This is a genomic window from Streptomyces sp. NPDC041814, assembly GCF_055590565.1.
The window spans coordinates 98,465-118,824 of sequence record NZ_JBVJAM010000010.1; the positions used below are offsets into that span (position 1 = coordinate 98,465).

19 protein-coding genes are annotated in these 20,360 nt (G+C 72.1%); 9 read left to right on the plus strand and 10 right to left on the minus strand.

Annotated elements, in window-relative coordinates; all coding sequences use genetic code 11:
- The first annotated feature begins 15 nt into the window (after positions 1-15).
- Genes ACZ6C6_RS24640 through ACZ6C6_RS24650 form a run of 3 tightly spaced genes read left to right on the plus strand, consistent with a single transcriptional unit; the run spans position 16 to position 3,215 of the window.
- A complete protein-coding gene (locus ACZ6C6_RS24640) occupies positions 16-612 on the plus strand; it encodes an ankyrin repeat domain-containing protein (protein WP_469205419.1) in 597 nt (198 codons plus the stop codon).
- On the plus strand, positions 609-1,748 hold the full coding sequence (locus tag ACZ6C6_RS24645) for a YncE family protein (protein ID WP_469205420.1): 1,140 nt from the start codon (positions 609-611) through the stop codon (positions 1,746-1,748). Before ACZ6C6_RS24640 ends, ACZ6C6_RS24645 begins: the two co-directional genes overlap by 4 nt.
- Positions 1,749-1,799: 51 nt before the next feature.
- Positions 1,800-3,215 carry a M1 family metallopeptidase gene (locus ACZ6C6_RS24650; RefSeq protein ID WP_469205421.1) on the plus strand — a complete coding sequence of 472 codons (1,416 nt, stop codon included), beginning with the start codon at positions 1,800-1,802 and terminating at the stop codon, positions 3,213-3,215.
- Positions 3,216-3,239: 24 nt separating this feature from the next.
- Here the strand turns inward: ACZ6C6_RS24650 and ACZ6C6_RS24655 are convergent, their stop codons facing one another.
- A complete protein-coding gene (locus tag ACZ6C6_RS24655; protein ID WP_469205422.1) occupies positions 3,240-4,814 on the minus strand; it encodes a M4 family metallopeptidase in 1,575 nt (524 codons plus the stop codon).
- Positions 4,815-5,045: 231 nt separating this feature from the next.
- On the minus strand, positions 5,046-5,621 hold the full coding sequence (locus ACZ6C6_RS24660) for a TerD family protein (protein WP_469205423.1): 576 nt from the start codon (positions 5,619-5,621) through the stop codon (positions 5,046-5,048).
- Positions 5,622-5,790: 169 nt separating this feature from the next.
- Here ACZ6C6_RS24660 and arfB point away from each other — a divergent pair, with 169 nt between their 5' ends.
- Complete coding sequence (gene arfB, locus ACZ6C6_RS24665) at positions 5,791-6,225, plus strand: alternative ribosome rescue aminoacyl-tRNA hydrolase ArfB (RefSeq protein ID WP_469205424.1); 435 nt, start codon at positions 5,791-5,793, stop codon at positions 6,223-6,225.
- Between the two features lie 38 nt (positions 6,226-6,263).
- Here arfB and ACZ6C6_RS24670 read toward each other — a convergent pair whose 3' ends face one another.
- Positions 6,264-6,827 (minus strand): flavin reductase family protein, encoded by a 564-nt coding sequence (locus ACZ6C6_RS24670; RefSeq protein ID WP_469205425.1) that lies wholly within the window; start codon positions 6,825-6,827, stop codon positions 6,264-6,266.
- Positions 6,828-7,096: 269 nt separating this feature from the next.
- Between ACZ6C6_RS24670 and cdgB the strand changes: the two genes are divergently transcribed.
- Complete coding sequence (gene cdgB / locus ACZ6C6_RS24675; protein WP_469205426.1) at positions 7,097-8,731, plus strand: diguanylate cyclase CdgB; 1,635 nt, start codon at positions 7,097-7,099, stop codon at positions 8,729-8,731.
- Between the two features lie 143 nt (positions 8,732-8,874).
- Positions 8,875-9,840, plus strand: coding sequence for a carbohydrate-binding protein (locus ACZ6C6_RS24680; RefSeq protein WP_469205427.1), 966 nt, complete (start codon positions 8,875-8,877; stop codon positions 9,838-9,840).
- A gap of 67 nt (positions 9,841-9,907) precedes the next feature.
- Here the strand turns inward: ACZ6C6_RS24680 and ACZ6C6_RS24685 are convergent, their stop codons facing one another.
- The 5 genes from ACZ6C6_RS24685 to ACZ6C6_RS24705 all read right to left on the minus strand — a co-directional run bounded on the left by ACZ6C6_RS24685 (position 9,908) and on the right by ACZ6C6_RS24705 (position 15,008).
- Positions 9,908-10,759 (minus strand): class II fructose-bisphosphate aldolase, encoded by an 852-nt coding sequence (locus ACZ6C6_RS24685; RefSeq protein WP_469205428.1) that lies wholly within the window; start codon positions 10,757-10,759, stop codon positions 9,908-9,910.
- A 62-nt stretch (positions 10,760-10,821) separates the two neighbouring features.
- Positions 10,822-11,766 (minus strand): 1-phosphofructokinase family hexose kinase, encoded by a 945-nt coding sequence (locus ACZ6C6_RS24690; protein WP_469205429.1) that lies wholly within the window; start codon positions 11,764-11,766, stop codon positions 10,822-10,824.
- Between the two features lie 150 nt (positions 11,767-11,916).
- Positions 11,917-13,077 (minus strand): N-acetylglucosamine-6-phosphate deacetylase, encoded by a 1,161-nt coding sequence (gene nagA, locus ACZ6C6_RS24695; RefSeq protein WP_469205430.1) that lies wholly within the window; start codon positions 13,075-13,077, stop codon positions 11,917-11,919.
- A complete protein-coding gene (locus ACZ6C6_RS24700) occupies positions 13,077-13,970 on the minus strand; it encodes an ROK family protein (RefSeq protein ID WP_469205718.1) in 894 nt (297 codons plus the stop codon). Before ACZ6C6_RS24700 ends, nagA begins: the two co-directional genes overlap by 1 nt.
- A 123-nt stretch (positions 13,971-14,093) precedes the next feature.
- Positions 14,094-15,008, minus strand: coding sequence for an SIS domain-containing protein (locus ACZ6C6_RS24705; RefSeq protein ID WP_469205431.1), 915 nt, complete (start codon positions 15,006-15,008; stop codon positions 14,094-14,096).
- A 321-nt stretch (positions 15,009-15,329) separates the two neighbouring features.
- Here ACZ6C6_RS24705 and ACZ6C6_RS24710 point away from each other — a divergent pair, with 321 nt between their 5' ends.
- The 3 genes from ACZ6C6_RS24710 to otsB all read left to right on the plus strand — a co-directional run bounded on the left by ACZ6C6_RS24710 (position 15,330) and on the right by otsB (position 17,828).
- On the plus strand, positions 15,330-16,553 hold the full coding sequence (locus ACZ6C6_RS24710; RefSeq protein ID WP_469205720.1) for an ABC transporter substrate-binding protein: 1,224 nt from the start codon (positions 15,330-15,332) through the stop codon (positions 16,551-16,553).
- A gap of 44 nt (positions 16,554-16,597) precedes the next feature.
- The gene (locus tag ACZ6C6_RS24715) at positions 16,598-16,858 is read left to right on the plus strand and encodes a DUF3263 domain-containing protein (protein WP_164401777.1); all 261 of its coding nucleotides are present in this window, start codon (positions 16,598-16,600) and stop codon (positions 16,856-16,858) included.
- 130 nt (positions 16,859-16,988) lie between these two features.
- Positions 16,989-17,828 (plus strand): trehalose-phosphatase, encoded by an 840-nt coding sequence (otsB, locus tag ACZ6C6_RS24720; protein ID WP_469205432.1) that lies wholly within the window; start codon positions 16,989-16,991, stop codon positions 17,826-17,828.
- Here the strand turns inward: otsB and ACZ6C6_RS24725 are convergent.
- Both ACZ6C6_RS24725 and ACZ6C6_RS24730 read right to left on the minus strand, forming a co-directional pair.
- Positions 17,825-19,216: an alpha,alpha-trehalose-phosphate synthase (UDP-forming) gene (locus ACZ6C6_RS24725; RefSeq protein ID WP_469205433.1), complete on the minus strand. Its 1,392-nt coding sequence runs from the start codon at positions 19,214-19,216 to the stop codon at positions 17,825-17,827. The two genes, otsB and ACZ6C6_RS24725, sit on opposite strands and share 4 nt — an antisense overlap.
- 64 nt (positions 19,217-19,280) lie before the next feature.
- On the minus strand, positions 19,281-20,219 hold the full coding sequence (locus ACZ6C6_RS24730; RefSeq protein ID WP_469205434.1) for a glucosyl-3-phosphoglycerate synthase: 939 nt from the start codon (positions 20,217-20,219) through the stop codon (positions 19,281-19,283).
- Between the last annotated feature and the right edge of the window lie 141 nt (positions 20,220-20,360).

Below are 20,360 nucleotides of genomic sequence, written 5' to 3' on the forward strand. Positions count from 1 at the left end.
TCCCGGGAGACGGACATGAACGCCCTCGATCACCAGCTGCTCGACGCCGCGCGCACAGGCGACACCGACGGGGTGCGGACCGCGATCGAGGGCGGCGCCCGGGTCGACGCCCGGGACGAGGAGCTGCGCACCCCGCTGCTCCTGGCCGTCCACGGCGATCACGTCGAGGCCGCCCGGCTGCTCGTCGCGGCGGGCGCCGACCCGGACGCGCAGGACCGGCGCGAGGAGAGCCCCTGGCTGGCCACCGGCGTCACGGGCAGCGTGGAGATGCTGCGCGCCCTGCTGCCGGCCGGTCCCGACCTGAAGCTCCGCAACCGGTTCGGCGGGATCGCGCTGATCCCGGCGAGCGAGCGCGGTCATGTCGCGTACGTACGGGAGCTGCTGAGGGTGACCGACATCGACGTCGACCACGTCAACCGGCTGGGCTGGACCGCCCTGCTGGAGGCCGTGATCCTCGGCGACGGCGGCCGGGCGCACCAGGAGATCGTGGAGCTGCTGCTCGCGGCGGGCGCGACGCCGGGGCTGGCGGACGGCGACGGGGTGACCGCGCTGGAGCACGCGGAGCGGCGCGGGTTCGCGGGGATCGCGGCGCTGCTGCGGGACGCCTCGTGAGCCCCCGCCCTGTCGGCCGGAAGCGCCCGGCGGCCGTCCTGGCCGCCGTCGCCGCCGCCTCCGTGCTCGCCGGGTGCGCCGCCACCGACGCGCCCGCGTCCCCCGGCGCCTCGCCCGCCGCGCGGGCCCCCGCGCCCACTGCCGCGCCCGAGCCCGGGGTGACCCCCGAAGGGACGCTGCTCGTCGCCGACTTCGGGGGCGACACGGTCAGCTTCGTCGATCCGGAGCGGGGCACGTTCGACCGGGTGAGGGTCGGCACAGCCCCCTATGGCGTCGCCGTCGGCGCGGACGGGCGGGCGTGGGTCACCACCGCCGAAGGCGTCGCGGTCGTGGACACCGAGAAGCGGACGCGGACGGCCCGTATCCCGTACCGGACGCGGACCGGGCCCGCGACGACGGGTGAATACCGGGGCGGCGGCATGGGCATCGCGCTGGCCCCCGACGGCCGGCACGCCTACGTCGGTGTCAACGTGCCGGATGGCAACGGCGTCCTTGAGGTCATCGACACTGCGGCCCGGAAGGTCACCGGCACGGCTTCCGTGGGGCGCCGGCCCTTCGACGTGGACGTGTCGCGCGACGGCTCGGAGGCGTACGCCACCGGGCACGACTCGTTCGACGTGACGTCCGTGCGTACGGACACGCTCCGCGCGCGCCGCATGGAGGTCGCCCCGTACGGCACCGGCGGCGGGCTCGGGTCCTGGCTGAAGCCGCACTACGCGGTGGTGCGGCCGTCCGACGGGAAGCTGCTGCTGCCGTTCGAAGGCGAGCGGCTCGCGGTCCTCGATCCGCGCACCGGGAAGGTGACCGTCGAGCGGATGACGGCCAACACCCACCAGCACGGCGCGGCGCTCGCCCCGGACGGCACCCTGCTCGTCGTCGGCACCGGCCCGATCGCCTCCGACGACGAGGAGGCGTCGCTGACGATCCGTGAGCCGGACGGCTCCGAGCGCGTCGTGGAGCTGGACGGCCCGCACGAGGATGTCGCTGTGTCCCGGGACGGCCGTACGGCGTACGTCACAGGAGGCTTCACCCGGGACGGCTACTGGAACGGGATCACTGTCGTCGCGCTCGACGGGAGGACCCCGCCGGTCCGTCTCGCGGCGGGCGAGCGGCCGCTGGGGATCGCGGTGCTGTGAGCCCGCCGCACAGCCTCCGGATTACGACATTCCGCACATAGGATCATCCGTGTGGATCATCGAACCCCGGCATGCCGAAGGGCCACCCGCGCCGCCCTCCCCCTGCTCGCCCTCGCGCTCCTCGCGCCCGCCTGCACGGGCGGGGTGGAGGGCAAGCCGGGCGCTTCCGGAGTGCGCGATCCGTACTTTCCGAAGCTGGGCAACGGGGGCTATGACGTCACGCACTACGCCCTCACGCTCGACGTCGACCCGGACGAGCAGACCTTGCGCGGGACGGCCGAGATCACCGCGCGGGCCACGCAGGACCTGAGCTCGTTCAATCTGGACCTGGCCGGGCTGACCGTGGATTCGGCGACGGTGGAGGGGCGTCCGGCCGCCGTGAACCGGGCGGGCAACGAGCTGACGCTCCGTACGGACGCGAAGGCCGAGGACCGGCTGCGGAAGGGCGAGACGTTCCGTACGGTCGTGCGCTACTCCGGCTCCCCGAAGACCATCACGGACCCGGACGAGTCCGAGGAGGGCTGGCTGCCCACCGACGACGGGTCGCTGGCACTCGGTGAGCCGACCGGTTCGATGGCCTGGTTCCCGGGGAACCACCACCCGGGCGACAAGGCCGCGTACGACCTGACGGTGACCGTCCCGAAGGGGCTCACGGCGGTCTCCAACGGCGTGCTCGCCGGGCCGCCGGTGACGGAGAAGGGCCGGACCACCTTCCGCTGGCACACCGCCGAGCCGATGGCGAGCTATCTCGCGACGCTGGCCGTCGGGCGGTTCGAGACGAAGACGTCCACGATGGCCGGGGGCATCACGGTGTTCACGGCCGTGGACCCGGAGGTGGCGGAGGCGAGCGCGCGGACGGTCGCCCGCGTCCCGGAGGTCGTGGCGTGGGAGGCGGAGCACTTCGGTCCGTATCCGTTCTCCGCGACGGGCGCGATCGTGGACCGCGAGGACGACGCGGGGTACGCCCTGGAGACGCAGACGCGGCCCTTCTTCCCCGGCCCGCCGGGCGTCGGGCTGCTCGTGCACGAGATGGCGCACCAGTGGTTCGGCGACTCGGTCACGCCGGAGAGCTGGCGCGACATGTGGCTGAACGAGGGTCTGGCGACGTACGCGGAGTGGCTGTGGGAGGAGGAGAAGAACGACACCCTGGCCGAGGAGTCGTTCGACGACGCCTACGAGGACAAGGACAACTGGGCGTTCCCGCCCGCCGATCCGCCGTCGGCGGCGGCCATCTCGGACGATCCGGTGTACGGGCGCGGGGCGATGGTCATCCACAAGATCCGAGAGGCGGTGGACGACGACGACGAGTTCTTCGCGCTGTTGCGGGGGTGGACGAAGAAGTACCGGCACCGCAACGCGTCGACGGCCGACTTCACGGCGTACGTGGAGGAGGAGACGGGCCAGGACCTGTCGGACCTGTGGAAGGCGTGGTTGTACGGCGGGAGCCGGCCCGCCGCGGACGGCTGACCGGCTCCCGCTCCCGCGTACGGGTTACTTCACGTTGACGCCGCTCCAGGCCGCGTCGACGGCCTTGAGCTCGGCGCTGTCGGCGCCGTAGAGGTCGGTCGCCGCCTTCTCGGTGGCGGTGCGGGCGTCCGCGTAGTCGGTGGTGGAGGTCATGTACTCGGACAGGGCCTTGTACCAGATCTGGACGGCCTTGTCCCGGCCGATGCCGGTGACGGTGGAGCCGTCGGAGGTCGGGGAGTCGTAGTCGACGCCGTTGATGGTCTTCGCGCCGCTGCCCTCGGACAGCAGGTAGAAGAAGTGGTTGGCGACGCCGGAGGAGTAGTGGACGTCGAGGTCGCCGACGCCGCTGTCCCAGTAGTCGGCCGAGCCGCCGTCCTTGCTGGGCTCGTCCATGTAGCGCAGCGGGCTGCCGTCGCCGTTGATGTCGATCTTCTCGCCGATGAGGTAGTCGCCGACGTCGGTCGCGTTGTCGGCGAAGAACTCGACGGAGGTGCCGAGGATGTCGCTGGTGGCCTCGTTGAGCCCGCCGGACTCGCCGGAGTAGTTCAGGTTGGCGGTGGACGAGGTGAGGCCGTGGCTCATCTCGTGGCCGGCGACGTCGAGGGCGGTGAGGGCGCTCTTGTTGTCGGCGCCGTCGCCGTACGTCATGCAGAAGCAGCTGTCGTCCCAGAAGGCGTTGACGTACGCGTCGCCGTAGTGGACCCGGGAGTACGCGGCCTTGCCGTCGCCCGCGATGCCGTCCCGGCCGAAGGCGGACTTGTAGAAGTCCCAGGTCTTGGCGGCGCCGTAGTGGGCGTCGACCGCGGCGGTCTGGCGGTCGTTGCCGGTGCCGTCGCCCCAGGTGTCGTCGTCGTCCGTGACGAGGTCGCCGGTGCCGCTCTGGCCCTGGCCCAGGTCGTACGTCTTGTGGCCGCCGCGGTCGCCGTCGGTCAGCTCGAAGCCGGAGCCGGACGCGGTGGTGGTGAGGTCGACCTTGCCGCTGTACTGGCTGTTGCCGACGCCGGCGGTCTCGATCTCCTCGTAGCTCAGGAGGACCTTGCCGGTGGTGGCGTCGGTGATGACGCGCTTGCGGCTGGGGGTGCCGTCCTTCTGGACTCCGGTCCTGACGGATTCCAGGGCGAGGACGGGGGTTCCGTCGCCGGCCCAGATCACGGTGCGGGCGCTCGCCGCGGTCTTGACCTTCGGCGTGGTGGACGGCACGGATATGCGGGCGTCGGTCGCCTTGGTGACGCTCTTGAGCTTGCCGTTGGCGGTGGCGTGGGTGACGAGGTCGCCGCCGAGGACGGGCAGCCCGGCGTAGGTGCGCTCGTAGCGGGTGTGGACGGTGCCGTCGGCATCCTTGATCACGTCACGCGCGATCAGCTTCTCCTTGGCGCCCAGCTTCAGTGCGGAGGCGGTGGCGGAGGCGTCGGACTGGGCGGACTTGATGGCGGCGGTACGGGCCGACGCGCTGCTGAAGGCCGGGGTGGTTGAGGCGGAGGCGGAGTCGCCGGGGGTGTTGGGGTGGGCGTTCGCCGCACCGGACTGCATTCCGACGACGACCATCGCGGCCACGGCGGCCAGGGCAGCGGTGCGACGGGTGTTCATGTGGGGGGTCATGCAGACTCCGTTGCTCGTTCCGTGGGGGGTTACGAGCCGGGAGCCTGCCACCGAATCGGCGTTATTGACGGTGTACCAACAAATGCCTCACATTTCCTTGACCAGTTCTTGTCCGACTGAGGCGCTGTCATGTCCGTTATCCGGCGGCCTTCGACCGGTCATGACCGGGTCTCCGGACATGCGGGAGCCCCCGGCCGCAGGACGTTCGGCCGGGGGCTCCTTGGCTGGGCGTCAGAGGCTGACGCCGAAGTCCTGGGCGATGCCGCGCAGGCCGGAGGCGTAGCCCTGGCCCACGGCGCGGAACTTCCAGTCGGCGCCGTTGCGGTACAGCTCGCCGAAGACCATGGCGGTCTCGGTGGCGGCGTCCTCGCTCAGGTCGTAGCGGGCGATCTCGGCGCCGCCGGCCTGGTTGAGGATGCGGATGTACGCGTTGCGGACCTGGCCGAAGTTCTGGCTGCGGGTCTCGGCGTCGTAGATGGAGACCGGGAAGACGATCTTGTCGATGTCGGCCGGCAGGCCCGCCAGGTTGACGTTGATCTGCTCGTCGTCGCCCTCGCCCTCACCCGTGACGTTGTCACCGGTGTGCACGATGGTCTGGTCCGGGGTCGCCTTGTTGTTGAAGAAGACGAAGTGGGCGTCGGAGAAGACCTTGCCGGCGGTGTTGACCGCGATCGCCGAGGCGTCGAGGTCGAAGTCGGTGCCGGTGGTGGTACGGACGTCCCAGCCGAGGCCGACCGTGACGGCGGTGAGGCCGGGGGCCTCCTTGGTGAGGGAGACGTTGCCGCCCTTGGACAGGCTTACTGCCATGGGAAGTCCCTTTCATCTGTCGGGTGCGGGCTTCGCGGTCACGAAGCTACCGTCACAGGTCATAACGTCGACAGGGGACCGCGAGGTTCCGCCCGCCTTTACTTTCTTTGCCGAAGAGGCGTCGGGGCGCCGCAAAAAGAGGTGACGAACAGCTGGTGGGGCGGGGAACATGGGTGCCATGTCCGGGCCCTATGTCATCCGAGGTTCGGTCTCCCTGCCGGAGGCCGAGCTGATGTGGCGATTCTCGCGGTCCTCCGGTCCCGGCGGCCAGCACGTCAACACCAGCGACTCGCAGGTCGAGCTGCGCTTCGACCTCGCGGCCACCGAGGCGCTGCCCGAGGTGTGGAAGGAACGCGCGCTGGAAAGGCTGGCGGGCCGGCTGACCGGCGGTGTGATCGCGGTACGCGCGTCGGAGCACCGCTCGCAGTGGCGCAACCGGGAGACGGCCGCCGTACGCCTCGCGGCCCTCCTGGCGGAGGCGTCCGCCCCGCCGCCCAGGCCGCGCGTGAAGAAGAAGGTGCCGCGCGGGATCAACGAGCGCCGGCTGCGCGAGAAGAAGCAGCGCGGCGATACGAAGCGGGGCCGCTCGGGCCGCGACTGGTAGCGCGGCCCCCCGGGCCGGCGGGGTTCAGGCCCGCGCACTCAGCCCAGATGGCGGTACTTGCCCCGGAAGTACGTGAGCGGTCCGCCGTCGCCGCCCGGGACGTGTGCGCTCAGCACGCGGCCGATCACCAGGGTGTGGTCGCCCGCGACCACCCGCTGCTCCGTGCGGCACTCCAGCGTCGCGAGCGCACCGCCCGCCAGTGGGGCGCCGGTGACCTCGCCGCGTGCGTAGGGGATGTCCTCGAAGAGCAGCCGGTCGCTGATCCGGCCCTTCATCGCGAAGCGGCCCGCGATGTGCCGCTGGCTCTCCGCCAGCACGGACACCGCCCACAGCGGCTGCTCCGCCAGCAGGTCGTCCATCCGGGAGTCGTTGCGCAGACTCACCATCACCAGCGGCGGGTCCAGGGACACGGACATGAAGGCGGTCGCGGTCATGCCGACGTCCTCACCGCGCCCGTCCGCGTCGAGCGGCGGCTCCTGGGCGGTGACCAGCACCACGCCGGCCGCCAGCCGGGAGAGGGCGGCACGGAACTCTTCGTTGCTCACCCCCTCAGCATGGGGGACGGGCTCGGTACGCGGGGTGGGGGGTTTCGTCTGCAACACACCGGGAACGCTAGCCGCGCTCCACGCGCCCCCGCATCGGGCCAGGGGACCAGCCGGGTCCTAGGACCGCCGCCCCCCGTTCGCCCCGCTGACCTGCCGTGTCCTCTTCCCGCTCGTTTGTGACTTGAGTCACAGAGTGCAATATTTGCTGACCCTGTGTACCGGGTGCACAGCTCGCTGTGATTCAGTGGCCGTGACACTGCAGTAAGTACGTCACGTACGTCGATATGAATTCTGGAGTGCTGTCGAGGTCTCGGGGAGTGCGAGCGATGGACGCCGAGTCGGAGCCCTACGTCCGTCTCGCGACGATGCGGCAGCTGCACCAGGCCGTCGCCGATCTCAACACGGCGCGGAGCCTGGCCGACACACTGCAGACCGTGGCCGACGGGATCGTCGCCAACCTCGGCTACGAGCTTGCCTGCGTCAACCTCGTCCGCCCCGACGGCGACCTCGTCGTCGCCGCCCTCGCCGGGAACCACGCCGCCGAGGCCCTGATCACCGGCCGGGTCGGCTCCCGCGCCTCCTGGGAGCGCCGGCTCCTCATGGGCGAGGCGTGGGACGGGCTGCGGTTCATACCGCACACCGAGGGCTGGGTCCTCCTGGACGACGACGTGCCGCAGTGGCACACGGAGGGCCCGGAGCCCCGCTTCGATGACGAGTGGCACCCGCAGGACCGGCTGTACGCCCCGATGTACGCGTCCGGCGGCGGCTCGGACCTCCTGGGCGTCATATCCGTCGACCGGCCGCGCAACGGACGCCGCCCGGGGGCCTGGGGCCGCGAGGCGCTCCATATGTACGCCTCGCAGTCCGCCATCGCGATCAGCAACGCCAGACTCCGGGCCAACATGCAGCGGGCCCTGGTCCGGCTGGAGCGCGAGCAGCAGGCGCTCCGGGCCAGTGAGGAATCCTTCCGCCAGGCATTCGAGTACGCCCCCAGCGGCATGGCGATCGCCGAGCTGGGCGGCGACCAGCAGGGGCGGCTGCTGCGGACGAACGACGCGCTGTGCCGGCTCCTCGGCCGCCCCGCGTCGGTGCTGCGCCGCTACTCCTTCGCCGACCTGGTCCACCCCGAGGACATCGGCACCCTGCTCCGTACCTCCGCCGAGGGCGGCCGGGCCGAGCTGCGCCTGGGCCGCCGGGACGGCTCCTACCTGTGGGTGTCGCTGCGCAACTCCGTCGTCGCGGACACGGCGGACGGGCCGCGCTTCCTGCTGACGCATGTGGAGGACATCGAGGAGCGCAAGCGCCATGAGCTGAACCTCGCGCACCGCGCCTCGCACGACGCGCTCACCGGGCTGCCCAACAGCGCGGAGCTGCGGGCCCGGCTCGGTGCCCGGCTGTGCGCCCGCCCGGACGCGGCGGCGACCACGGACGTGGAGGCGCTGGACGCGGCGTACGGGGACGTGGACGAGTCGCGGGGGCACTATCCGGTGGCCGGTGCGGGCGCCCACCCCTTCGACCACCATGTGCACGCCGTGGCGCCGGACACATCGCGGGACGACGGGGCGAAGGGGCTCGCGGTCCTCTTCTGCGATCTGGACGGCTTCAAGTCGATCAACGACCGCTTCGGGCACCACACGGGTGACGCGGTGCTCATCGAGGTGGCCCGGCGGCTGACCACCTGTGTCCGGGACGGGGACACGGTGGCCCGGCTCGGGGGTGACGAATTCGTCGTGCTCGCGGACGGGCTGGGCGCGGCGGACGCGGCTGACCTGGCGGTTCGCCTGCGCAATGCGATCATTCCGCCCATTCGGGTCGACGGGCGCGCGGTGCGCGTGGGGGCGAGTTTCGGCATCGGCTGGGCGGCCTGCGGGATGACCGCGGAAGAGGTGCTGCGCTCCGCCGACCAGCGGATGTACGTGGAGAAGCGGTCGCGGTCGAAGGTTCACCGCAGAGCCGGCTGACGTTCTTCCGGGCGTCCCCGCCCGGGTTTCCGCCGAGGTGCTTGTCAATTCTTGACATCGTCCATTCGAGGTAGGCTCGGCCGGTCGGCGAGGGCCGGCGCTATTCGGCGACGGCTGGCGACATGGTGAGGAGTGACCCAGGGATGGCCGGGAACAACGGCGCGAGCACACCCGAGGACGACGATCCGTTCGGCTACCTCTACGCGGACGGGCAGGCGGCCGGGGCGCAGCCGCCGGGGCAGGGCGGCTACGGCTACCCGGGTCCCGCCGCCCAGCCGGGTGTGCCCCGGACCTCGTACAACCAGGTGCGGGCCGTCGGCGAGCGCCAGTACGGCCAGCAGGTGCCGCAGCAGCAGGCGTACGGCTACCCGCCCCAGGGCCAGTACGGTCAGCCCAGCCCGCAGTACGCCGCCCCGGAGACGTATCCCGGCGGCGCGGCCACCACGCAGGTGCCGCAGCAGGGCGGTCGCGGCGGTGGTTCCGGCAAGGGCGGTCCGAACACCAAGGGCCTGCTGATCGCGGCGGTCGCGGTGGTCGCGGTGGTGCTCATCGGCATCGGCGCGGCGCTGATGACGAGCGACGACGACAAGGACAAGAAGGCCGAGGCGACGTCCTCGGAGGGCCCGGGCAAGCAGGTCGAGCAGTCCCCGACCCCGGAGACGTCCCCGTCCTCCTCGGCCCCGGCGGAGCTCCCGGAGCAGGACGCGGCCTCGCTCCACCTGGGCGGCTCGGCGCGGCTCGACAACACCGTGAAGGGCGCCAAGAGCGCGAACGGGCAGTACATCAACCTCAACGAGGTGGGCCGGTCGGCGACCTGGACGGTCGAGGTGCCGGACGCCGGCGAGTACACGCTGTTCGTGACGTACGGCGTACCGGGCAAGGACGCCAAGACCTCGCTCACGGTCAACCAGGAGGACCCGCGCGCGATCAACATGAAGAACTTCGCCAACGCCCCCGAGGGCGACCTGGAGAAGGGCTGGACGACGACGTACGCCTACGTCAACCTCGTCAAGGGCCAGAACACGCTGATGATCTCGTGCAACGAGGGCGATCAGTGCGACGCCAACCTGGACCAGCTGTCGCTGAAGGCCGGTCACCAGACCCGCTGACCGTCCGCGTACGACTTACCGGCCCCCTCGCCTCCGGGCAGAGGGGGCCGGCGCGTTTCCGGTCCGCTCAGCCCATCAGGGCGAGGAACCCGGCGATCGTGGCGGCCATGGCCTCGCGGCCGGGGGCGATGTACTTGCGGGGGTCGACGCCCGTGGTGTTCTCGGCCAGGTGGGCGCGGACGGCGCCGGTGAACGCGGTGTTCAGGGCGGTGCCGACGTTGATCTTGACCATGCCGGAGGCGGCGACGGCCTGGCGGATCTCGTCGTCCGGGACGCCGCTGGAGCCGTGCAGGACGAGCGGGACGGGGACGGCGGCGCGGAGCCGGCCGATGAGCTCGTGGTCGAGGGCGGCGGTGCGCTCGGTCATGGCGTGCGAGGAGCCGACCGCGACGGCGAGGGCGTCCACGCCGGTGGCGGCGACGTACGCGGCGGCCTCGTCCGGGTCGGTGCGGACGCCGGGGGCGTGGGCGTCGAGCGGGGCCTCGCCCTCCTTGCCGCCGACCTTGCCGAGCTCGGCCTCGATCCAGATACCGCGCTCGTGGCCCCAGGCGACGGCCTCGGCGGTGGCCCGGACGTTGTCCTCGTAGGAGAGCTTGGACGCGTCGAACATCACGGAGCCGAAGCCCTCGTCGTGGGCCTGGTGGAGCAGGTCCACGGACTCGACGTGGTCGAGGTGCAGGGCGAGCGGCGCGGAGGAGGTCCGGGCGACCGCGGCGGCGGCAGCGGCTATGGCGGTGAGGCGGCCGCCGTGGAACTTCACGGCGTTCTCGGAGACCTGGAGGATGGCGGGCGCGCCGGCGCGTTCGGCACCGGTGGCGATGGCCTCCGCGTGTTCCAGGGTGATGACGTTGAAGGCGGCGATCCCGCGTCCCTGGGCCTGGGCGGCCGAGACGAGTTCACCGGTGCTGACGAGCGGCATTGCTGACCTCTGTTTGTTTCTCCGGGCCCGGCGGGCGGGCCCGGTGCGGGGCGGGCGCGGCGTCAGGCCGCCCCCGCTGCGTGTTCCTCGATGGCGACGCGCGGCAGCAGCTCCTCGTACGCCGTGCGGTCGAAGTCGCCCGCGGTGGGGGCCAGCACGGTCGCCGTCGACAGTGCCACCGCCCGGCGCAGCCGGTCCGGCCAGCTCAGGGACTCCACCAGGCCGGAGAGCAGCCCGGCCACCGCGGAGTCGCCCGCTCCGGTCGGGTTGCCCTTGACGGACGCGGGCGGCGAGGCCCGCCAGACGCCGTCCGGGGTGACGGCGAGCATGCCGTCCGGGCCGAGCGAGGCGATGACGCCGTGGGCGCCGCGGCGGCGGGCGTCGCGGGTGGCGCGCAGGGGCTCGCGGGAGCCGGTGAGCTGGGCCAGCTCGTCGGCGTTCGGCTTGATCAGGTCGGGGCGGGCGGCGATGCCCCGGCGCAGCGGTTCGCCGCTGGTGTCCAGGAGAACGGGTACTCCGGCGGTGCGGGCGAGCCGGACGAGTTCGCCGTACGCGCCGACGTGGATGCCGGGCGGGAGGCTGCCGCACAGGGCGACGGCGTCGGCGGTCTCCAGCAGCCCGGCGTACGCGCCGAGGAAGGCGGTCCACTCGTCGGCGGTGACGTGCGGTCCCGCCTCGTTGAACTGGGTGGTGTCGCCGGTGGCCGCGTCGACCACGGCGAGGGTGCGGCGGGTGTCGCCGGAGACGGGGACGAGCGCGTCGGTGAGGGTGCCGCTCTGCCGGGGGAGCGCGGCCAGCAGGTCGCGCAGGACGGCCCCGGTGGCGCCGCCGGCGAAGCCGGTGACGACGGTGTCGTGGCCGAGGGCGGTGAGGACGCGGGCGACGTTGAGGCCCTTGCCGCCGGGGCGCTCGGAGAGGTCGGTGACCCGGTGGCTGGAGTGCGGGACGAGGGCGGGGACGGAGTAGGTGAGGTCGAGTGCCGTGTTCAGCGTGACCGTGAGGATCACCGCGGCCGCCCTTTCGCGTTCGTTCCGTGCTGCGCGCTGAGTCCTTGCCGGAACGCGCTTTCCGTGCTGGTTTCCCAAGCGATCATGCCAAAGAGGAGGCGGTCGGCCCAGACCTCGGGGCCAACCGCCGTCTCTTCGTTACGTAGGTCCTCAGCCCGCCGCGGCCTCGGGCCGGACGATCCACTCGCCCTTGCGCATGACGCCCTTGAGGCGGAAGTCCGCGTCCAGAACGACCAGGTCGGCGTCCTTGCCGGGTTCCAGCGAGCCGACCTTGTCGTACACGCCGAGGAGCCGCGCCGGGTTGGCGGAGATGGACGTGACGACGTCCTCGACCGGGATGCGGTCGATGGTGACGGCGCGGTGGAAGGCGGTGTCCAGGGTGAGGGTGGAGCCGGCGATGGAGTTGCCCTCGACCAGTCGGGCGACTCCGTTCTCGACGTTCACCGCGAGCGGGCCGAGCTGGTAGCGGCCGTCGCCGAAGCCGGCGGCGTCCATGGCGTCGGTGATGAGGGCGACGCGGTCGGCGCCCGCGTGGTGGTAGGCCAGTTCGAGCGCGGCCGGGTGCAGGTGGGTGCCGTCGTTGATCAGCTCGACGGTGATCCGCTCGTCCTCCAGGAGCGCGGCGATCGGGCCGGGCGCGCGGTGGCCGATGCCGGGCATCGCGTTGTAGAGGTGCGTGGCGACGGTGGCGCCCGCGTCGATCGCCTCGACGGTCTGCTCGTACGTGGCGTCGGTGTGGCCGATGGCCGCGATGACGCCGTGCTCGGCGAGCAGCCGCACGGACTCGATGCCGCCGGGCAGCTCGGTCGCGAGGGTGAACATCTTCGCGGTGCCGCGCGCGGCGTCCATCAGCTTGCGGACCTCGGCCGGGTCCGGGTGGCGCAGCAGGGCCTCGCTGTGGGCGCCCTTGCGGCAGGGCGAGATGAAGGGGCCCTCGAAGTGGATGCCTGCGAGGTCGCCCTGCTCGACCAGTTCCGAGAGGATGCCGGCGCGCTCGGCGAGGAAGTCCATCTCGCCGGTGACGGTGGAGGCGACGAGGGTGGTGGTGCCGTGCTCGCGGTGGGTGCGGACGCCGGTCAGGACCTCGTCCACGGTGCCGGAGGTGAAGGAAGCGCCGCCGCCGCCGTGGTTGTGCATGTCCACGAAGCCGGGGACGATCCAGTGGCCGGAGAGGTCCAGGACCGGGGCGTTCTCGGCCTGGGTGCCGGAGATGCGGGTGCCCTCGACGGTCACCCGGCCGTTCTCGACCGTGCCGGTGGGCAGTACCACCCGGGCCCCTGCGAGAACGGTGCTGTCTGCGCGTCCGGCCATCAGGCGGATACCTCCGTGGAGAGTAGATCCCAGGCGAGCAGCCCTGCGCCCAGGCATCCGGCGGTGTCCCCGAGGGCCGCCGGGACGATGTGGGGCAGCTTCTGGAACGTGACGCGTTCCTCGACGGCCGCCCGGAGTGGTGTGAACAAGGTTTCCCCGGCCTCGGCGAGCCCGCCACCGATGATGAGCGTGCGCGGGTCCAGCAGGGTGAGTGCGGTGACGAGTCCGGCGGCGAGCGCGTCGACGGCGTTCTGCCAGACCTCGACGGCCTTCGGGTCGCCGGATTCGACGGCCTTGGCGCAGTCGGCGGCGTCCGCCTTCGGGTCGCCGGACGCGGCAGCCCAGGCGCGGCTGACGGCGGAGGCGGAGGCCAGGGTCTCCAGGCAGCCGCGCTGGCCGCAGCCGCAGTCCGGGCCGTCCGGCCGGATCACGATGTGGCCGATCTCGCCCGCGCAGCCGTGGGCGCCCTCCTCGATGGCCCCGGCGATGCCGATGGCTCCGGCGATCCCGGTGCCGAGCGGGATGAAGAGGAAGCGGTCGGCGCCCTGGCCCGCACCGATCCGGCCCTCGGCGAGTCCGCCGGTGCGGACGTCGTGGCCGAGCGCCACGGGCACGCCGCCGAGCCGTTCGCCGAGCAGCTGCCGCATGGGTACGTCGCGCCAGCCCAGGTTCGCCGCGTAGACCGCGATCCCCTTCTCCGCGTCGACGATGCCGGGCACGGCGACACCGGCCGCGAGGGCGCTCTCGCCGAAGTGCTCCTCGCCGTACGCCCGCAGCTCGGCGGCGAAGGCGAGGATCGACTCCACGACGGCGTCGGCGCCGCGCTCTCTCCCGGTCGCGCGCCGTGCCTCGTGGAGCAGGGCGCCGTCGGCCCCGACCAGTGCGGCCTTCATTCCGGTGCCGCCCACATCGAGGGCGATGACGTGTTTCACGTGGAACAGTTTCGCCCGAGCAACCCAAAAGGTCTAGTCCACTAGTGCTGTTTGTTGCGCATCCATACAAAATCCCGGTACCGGTTACGGCTGCTCCGGCAGGATCACGCTGCGCGAGAGGTTGCGGGGGTGGTCGGGGTCGTACCCCTTCGACTCGGCCAGGACCACCGCGAGCCGCTGCGCACGGATCAGGTCGGCCATGGGGTCCGCCGTGCCGTGCGCGACGAGCGTCCCGCCGACCGCCGCGACCTCACCGGCCAGCCCCTCGGGCAGTGCGCCGAAGACCCAGGCCACCCGGTTCGGACCGGTGATGGCGATCGGGCCGTGGCGGTACTCCATCGCCGGGTACGACTCGGTCCAGGCGCCGGCCGCCTCGCGCATCTTCAGCCCGGCCTCCTGGGCGAGGCCGTAGGTCCAGCCGCGCCCCAGGAACGTCCACTGCTCGGCCGCGACCACCGCCTCGGCCAGCGGCTCGGTCACGGCCAGCTCCGCGTCGACCGCCGCCTCGGCGACCGTCTTCACGCCCGCCGGAAGCGGACCGGCCGCCTCCAGGCCCGCCCGCAGGAAGGCGAGCGCGGTCGTCGCGAACCGGGTCTGGACCACTGATTCCTCGTCCGCCCAGTCCAGCACCGCGACCGCGTCGGCGGCCTCCATGACGGGCGTCTCCGGGTCGCCGGTCAGCGCGACGGTCGCGGTCTTCCCGCGCAGCTCGCGCAGGAGCGCCAGCACCTCGCTCGTCGTACCCGAGCGGGTGATCGCGACGACCCGGTCGTACGGCCGCCCCACCGGGAATTCCGAGGAGGCGTACGCGTCCGTCTCGCCCTGCCCCGCGGCCTCCCGGAGGGCCGCGTACGCGATGGCCATGAACCACGAGGTGCCGCACCCCGTGACGGCGACGCGCTCGCCCGGCTTGGGAAGCCCCTGGAACTCCGCGCCCGCCTGTGCGGCACGCCGCCAGCAGCTGGGCTGGGTGGCAATCTCAGATGCGGTACGCGACATGCGGAGCGGCTCCTTGCGGCTGGGCGGGGTCGGGGCGACGGAACGGGTCCGTAAGAGAACTGACGTACCGTCGGCTATAGGTCTGGACCAATAAGACCCGTGCGTCGAGACCTACTTAGCAGTCGCCACGGGCCCCGTGCAATGCTGCTGCGTTGTGGAAGCGATACCTCCGTGGTGTAGACCTCTACGCCGGTGGCGGGGAAAATCGCAGCTCACCCGGAGTGCCCCGCGCGGACGTGGGTGCCGTGGGCGGTGTAATCGACGAGGACGGACTGAGCTGTGCAGCGGCGTTACTTGGGACTGACGGCGGCGGTCGCCGTGATGGGGATGACGGCGACGCTGTCGGGCTGCGGCGCGAGCGGTGGCTCCGGCGACGTGACGCTGAAGGTGGTCGCGGCCGACTACGGCACGAGCGAGGCGAACAAGTCCGACAAGTACTGGGACGGCGTCGCCCGCAGCTTCGAGGCGTCGCACCCCGGCATCAAGGTGGACGTGACCGTCCTGCCCTGGACCGACATCGACCGCGACGTCGCCAAGATGGTCAAGGACGGCAAGGCCCCCGACATCGCGCAGATCGGCGCCTACGCGGACTACGCGAAGGCCGGGAAGCTCTACTCGGCCGACGAGATGCTGAGCATCCCCACCCAGGCCAACTTCCTGCCGAAGCTGATCGACGCGGGGCAGGTCAACCGCATCCAGTACGGGCTGCCGTTCGTCGCCTCCACCCGGCTGCTCTTCTACAACAAGAAGCTCTTCTCGCAGGCGGGTCTCGACGCCCCCAAGACCTGGAGCGACATAGCCTCCGACGCCGCCGCGCTCAAGCAGCGCGGGGTGTCCTACCCCTTCGCGCTGCCGCTCGGCCCGGAGGAGTCCCAGGCCGAGACCCTGATGTGGATGCTCAGCGGGGGCGGTGTCTACACCGACGAGGTCGGCTCGTACGACATCGCCTCCGAGGAGAACGTCAGGACGTTCGACTGGCTGAAGTCGAACCTCGTGGACAAGGGGCTCGTCGGCCCGGTCGCCCCCGGCAAACTGAACCGCGCCAAGGCGTTCGAGGAGTTCTCGAAGGGCAAGGTCGGCATGCTCAACGGCCACCCCACGCTGATGGAGGAGGCGCAGAAGCAGGGCGTCCAGGTCGGCATGGTCCCGCTTCCGGGTGAGCACGGTCCCACCGAGGGGTCGATGGGCGTCGCCGACTGGATCATGGGCTTCAAGCAGAACGATCACCGGGTCGAGATCGGCAAGTTCTTCGACTACCTGTTCAGCGACAAGAACGTGATCGAGTTCGCCGACATGTACGACCTGCTGCCGCCCACGAACAGCGCGTCCGCGGCGATGGAGGACGACGACAAGTACAAGCCGCTGCACCAGTTCCTGGCGGCGCTGTCGGAGTCGGAGTTCTACCCGTTCGGCAAGACCTCCTGGGCGGCGGCGAGCGAGTCGATCAAGGAGAACATCGGCGGGGCGGTGCAGCCGGGGGCGGACCCGCGGAGCGTGCTGGAGCGGATAGCCCGGGATGCGGCGAAGGCGGAGGCGGCGGAGTAGCCTCCGCGTTCCGCGGGGGCGGGTCGCGCCATATATTGGCTGATATGACCGCCCACCCCCCGAACGGCCCTGCCGAGTCCGCGCCGCTGTCCGACCGCGATCGTGCGGTGCTGGCGGTGGAGCGGCAGTCGTGGGCGGGGGCGGGGGCGAAGGAGCGGGCGATCCGGGAGCGGCTGGGGTTGTCGCCGACGCGGTATTACCAGCTGCTGAACGCGTTGCTGGATGACCGGCGGGCGTTGGAGGAGGATCCGGTGACGGTGAACCGCCTTCGGCGCGTGCGGGAGGCTCGGCGGGGGCGGCGGTAGGGGGGCGCGTGCGGGTGCCGCCTGCGGCGGGCCTGCTTTCGGGGCTCCGCCCCGGGCCCCGCTGCTCAAACGCCGCAGGGGCTTGATTTGCCTCCCCGCATCGGGGACGCGCGGCGATACGCTCAAGGACATGGGCACCCCACAGACAATCGCAGGCCGCACCGGTCTGGACGCCATCCTTGCCCGGCCGGCCCAGGCCCTCGTCGCGCTCGACTTCGACGGGACGCTGGCGGACATCGTGCCGGACCCCGAGCAGGCGCGGGCGCACCCCGGAGCCGTGGCGGCGCTCGCCGCCCTCGCCCCGAAGGTCGCGTCCGTGGCCGTGATCACCGGGCGCCCCGCCGAGGTCGCCGTGCGGTACGCCGGGGTCGCCGGGGTCGAAGGGCTCGACCACCTCGTCGTGCTCGGGCACTACGGCGCCGAGCGCTGGGACGCCGTGACCGGGACCGTGCACGCCCCCGCCCCGCACCCGGGCGTCGACGCCGTGCGCGCCGAACTCCCCGGCGTACTCGCGCGGTTCGACCCGGAGGGGGAGACCTGGACCGAGGACAAGGGCCGCGCCCTCGCCGTGCACACCCGCCGTGCCGCCGACCCGCAGGCCGCGTTCGACGCGCTGCGCGGGCCCCTCGGCGAGCTGGCCGCGCGGCACGGGCTGATCGTGGAACCGGGGCGGCTGGTCCTGGAGTTGCGCCCGCCGGGCATGGACAAGGGCGTCGCGCTCACCGAGTACGTGCGTGAGATCGGCGCCACGTCCGTCCTGTACGCGGGCGACGACCTGGGCGACCTCGCCGCGTTCGCGGCCGTGGAGGAGCTCCGGACGCGGGACGAGGACGCCGTTCCGGGGCTGCTCATCTGCAGCGGCAGCGCCGAGGCGCCGGAGCTCGCCGAGCGCGCGGACCTGGCCCTGCCGGGGCCGGGCGCGGTCGTCGAGTACCTGCGGGACCTCGCCGGCCGCCTCAACACGCCCTAGTCGCGCCGCAGCGCCTCCAGCTGGTCCAGGAACCACTGCTGCGGCGGCAGCGCGGTCGCCGCTTCGGCCAGCCGTTCCGTGCGGGCGGCCCGGACGTCGTCCGGGAGCGTGAGCGCCTCGTGCAGCGCGTCGGCCGTGGCCGAGACGTCGTACGGGTTGACCGTGAACGCGTGCTCGCCCAGCTCCTCGTACGCGCCGGCCTCCCGCGACAGGACCAGCGCGCAGCCCTCGTCGGAGACGACCGGGACCTCCTTGGCGACCAGGTTCATGCCGTCCCGGATCGGGTTGACGAGGGCGACGTCGGCCAGCCGGTACGCGGCGAGCGAGCGGGCGAAGTCGTCCTTGACGTGCAGGACGACCGGGGTCCAGCCGGCCGTGCCGTACGTCTTGTTGATCGCGTCGGCGACCTGCTGGACCTCCGCGGTGTACTCCCGGTAGACCGCGAGGTCCTGGCGCGAGGGGTAGGCGAAGGCGACGTGCACGACGCGCTCGCGCCACTCGGGGCGTTCGTCCAGCAGGGTGCGGTAGGCGTGCAGGCCACGGACGATGTTCTTGGACAGCTCCGTGCGGTCGACCCGGACGATGGTCTTCCGGTCGGGCCCGATCTGCTCGCGCAGGGCCGCCATCCGCTCGTCCACGTCCGCCTCGTGCGACCGGCTCAGCAGGAATCCGGCGTCGGCGCCCAGGCCGTGGACCCCGACGCGGGTGCGGCCGGTGCCGCCCAGGATCTCCGTGCAGCAGCCGATGAAGGCGTCCGCCCAGCGGCGGGTCAGGAAGGCGGCGCGGTCGGCGCCGAGGATGCCGCGCAGCAGCTGCTCGGCGATGTCGTCGGGCAGCAGCCGGAAGTAGTCGACGGGCGCCCACGGGGTGTGCGAGAAGTGGCCGATCCGCAGGTCGGGGCGGAGCTCGCGGAGCATGCCGGGGACCAGCGAGAGGTGGTAGTCCTGCACGAGGACGGCCGCGCCCTCGCCCGCCTCCTGGGCCAGCGCCTCGGCGAAGGCCCGGTTGTACGTCTCGAAGGACACCCACTGCCTGCGGAACTCCGCGTCGAAGACGGGCTCGACGGGCGTCTGGTACAGCATGTGGTGGACGAACCACAGCACGGAGTTGGCGATGCCGTTGTACGCGTCGGCGTGCACCCCGGCGTCGATGTCGAGCATCCGGACCCCCGGCTCGCCGACCCCCCGGCGCACCGCCTCGCGGTCGCCGTCGCCGAGGGCGGCGCAGACCCACATCTTGTCGTCCACGGCGCTGAGGCCGGAGACGAGCCCGCCCCCGCCCCGTTTCGCTTCGAGGGTGCCGTCGTCGCCCACGGCGTACGAGACGGGGCCGCGGTTGGACGCGACGAGAACCTGGGCAGCGGGCTGGGGGGCGTGCTCGGAGACCATGGCCGGAATCTAGCCCGAACCCGATCCGCCCAAACGTACGAAGTCGGACGGCGTGGGGTCGTGATCAGGCCGCGCGGCGTGCCACGTACTCCTCGATCTCGCACATGGGCGGCCTCTCCTGGGTGTCGACGGGGTAGGTGCGCGGAACGAACCCGTCCGGCCCGCGTTCGAACTGGGTGAGCGTGGGGCGCACCAGATGGCCCCGGGAGAGCCGCACCTGCGCGGTGCGGTAGATCGCGGCGGCCATCCGGCCGAGCGCCTGGCCGTCCTGGTGGCGGTGGACGCGGACGCCGACGTCCACCTGGGCGAGGGCGTCGAGGCCCACGGTGTGCAGCGCGTCCACGAGCAGGCCGAGCTCGACCCCGTATCCGACCGGGAACGGCAGCCGCTCCAGGAGCGAGCGGCGGACGGCGTACTCGCCGCCCAGCGGCTGGACGAAGCCCGCGAGGAGCGGCCAGTGCAGATTGAGCAGGGGCCGGGCCACCAGTTCGGTGACGCGGCCGCCCTGGCCGGGCAGCTCGCCGAGCGGCCGGTCGTACATCGCCTTGACGAACTGCACCTCGGGGTGTGCGAGCAGCGGGCCGACGATGCCGGAGACGAAGTCGGCCGAGAAGTCCTTCAGGTCCGCGTCGACGAAGCACAGGATGTCGCCGCTGGTCACCAGGAGCGACCGCCACAGCACCTCGCCCTTGCCGGGGACGGCGGGGAGGCGGGGCAGGATCGCGTCGCGGTGGACGACCCGGGCGCCCGCGCGGCGGGCGACCTCGGCGGTGGCGTCCGTGGAGCCCGAGTCGATCACGACGAGCTCGTCCACCAGCGGAATGCGTTCCATCAGCTCCCGCCGGATCGTCGCGACGATGTCGCCGACGGTCGCGGCCTCATTGAGGGCCGGTAGAATGACGCTCACGCCCGTACCGTTCGCGGCGGTCCGCACGCTCGCCGGCGGGTGGTCGGCGGCCGACCAGGAACGCCTGGTCAGCCAGCGTTCGACCTCTTCGAGCACGGTCGATACTCCCTGTATGTGATCCATCTCGCGGTACGGACGGCTATCTCACCCGTCCGGTCCTTCGGTTACAGTCTTGAACAACGCGGACGGCCATCGCATGCCGGGGTCGGTCCGCCGACAAACGCACGGATCCATGAT

What these genes read in the sequence shown, in the direction of transcription:
- nagA (WP_469205430.1), bottom strand. Translation starts at nt 13,077, where the DNA reads ATGGCCGGACGCGCAGACAGCACCGTTCTCGCAGGGGCCCGGGTGGTA.
- ACZ6C6_RS24685 (WP_469205428.1), bottom strand. Translation starts at nt 10,759, where the DNA reads ATGCCGCTCGTCAGCACCGGTGAACTCGTCTCGGCCGCCCAGGCCCAG.
- ACZ6C6_RS24660 (WP_469205423.1), bottom strand. Translation starts at nt 5,621, where the DNA reads ATGGCAGTAAGCCTGTCCAAGGGCGGCAACGTCTCCCTCACCAAGGAG.
- ACZ6C6_RS24715 (WP_164401777.1), top strand. Translation starts at nt 16,598, where the DNA reads ATGACCGCCCACCCCCCGAACGGCCCTGCCGAGTCCGCGCCGCTGTCC.
- ACZ6C6_RS24700 (WP_469205718.1), bottom strand. Translation starts at nt 13,970, where the DNA reads ATGAAGGCCGCACTGGTCGGGGCCGACGGCGCCCTGCTCCACGAGGCA.
- ACZ6C6_RS24640 (WP_469205419.1), top strand. Translation starts at nt 16, where the DNA reads ATGAACGCCCTCGATCACCAGCTGCTCGACGCCGCGCGCACAGGCGAC.
- ACZ6C6_RS24725 (WP_469205433.1), bottom strand. Translation starts at nt 19,216, where the DNA reads ATGGTCTCCGAGCACGCCCCCCAGCCCGCTGCCCAGGTTCTCGTCGCG.
- otsB (WP_469205432.1), top strand. Translation starts at nt 16,989, where the DNA reads ATGGGCACCCCACAGACAATCGCAGGCCGCACCGGTCTGGACGCCATC.
- ACZ6C6_RS24705 (WP_469205431.1), bottom strand. Translation starts at nt 15,008, where the DNA reads ATGTCGCGTACCGCATCTGAGATTGCCACCCAGCCCAGCTGCTGGCGG.
- ACZ6C6_RS24710 (WP_469205720.1), top strand. Translation starts at nt 15,330, where the DNA reads ATGGGGATGACGGCGACGCTGTCGGGCTGCGGCGCGAGCGGTGGCTCC.
- ACZ6C6_RS24655 (WP_469205422.1), bottom strand. Translation starts at nt 4,814, where the DNA reads ATGACCCCCCACATGAACACCCGTCGCACCGCTGCCCTGGCCGCCGTG.
- cdgB (WP_469205426.1), top strand. Translation starts at nt 7,097, where the DNA reads ATGGACGCCGAGTCGGAGCCCTACGTCCGTCTCGCGACGATGCGGCAG.
- arfB (WP_469205424.1), top strand. Translation starts at nt 5,791, where the DNA reads ATGGGTGCCATGTCCGGGCCCTATGTCATCCGAGGTTCGGTCTCCCTG.
- ACZ6C6_RS24680 (WP_469205427.1), top strand. Translation starts at nt 8,875, where the DNA reads ATGGCCGGGAACAACGGCGCGAGCACACCCGAGGACGACGATCCGTTC.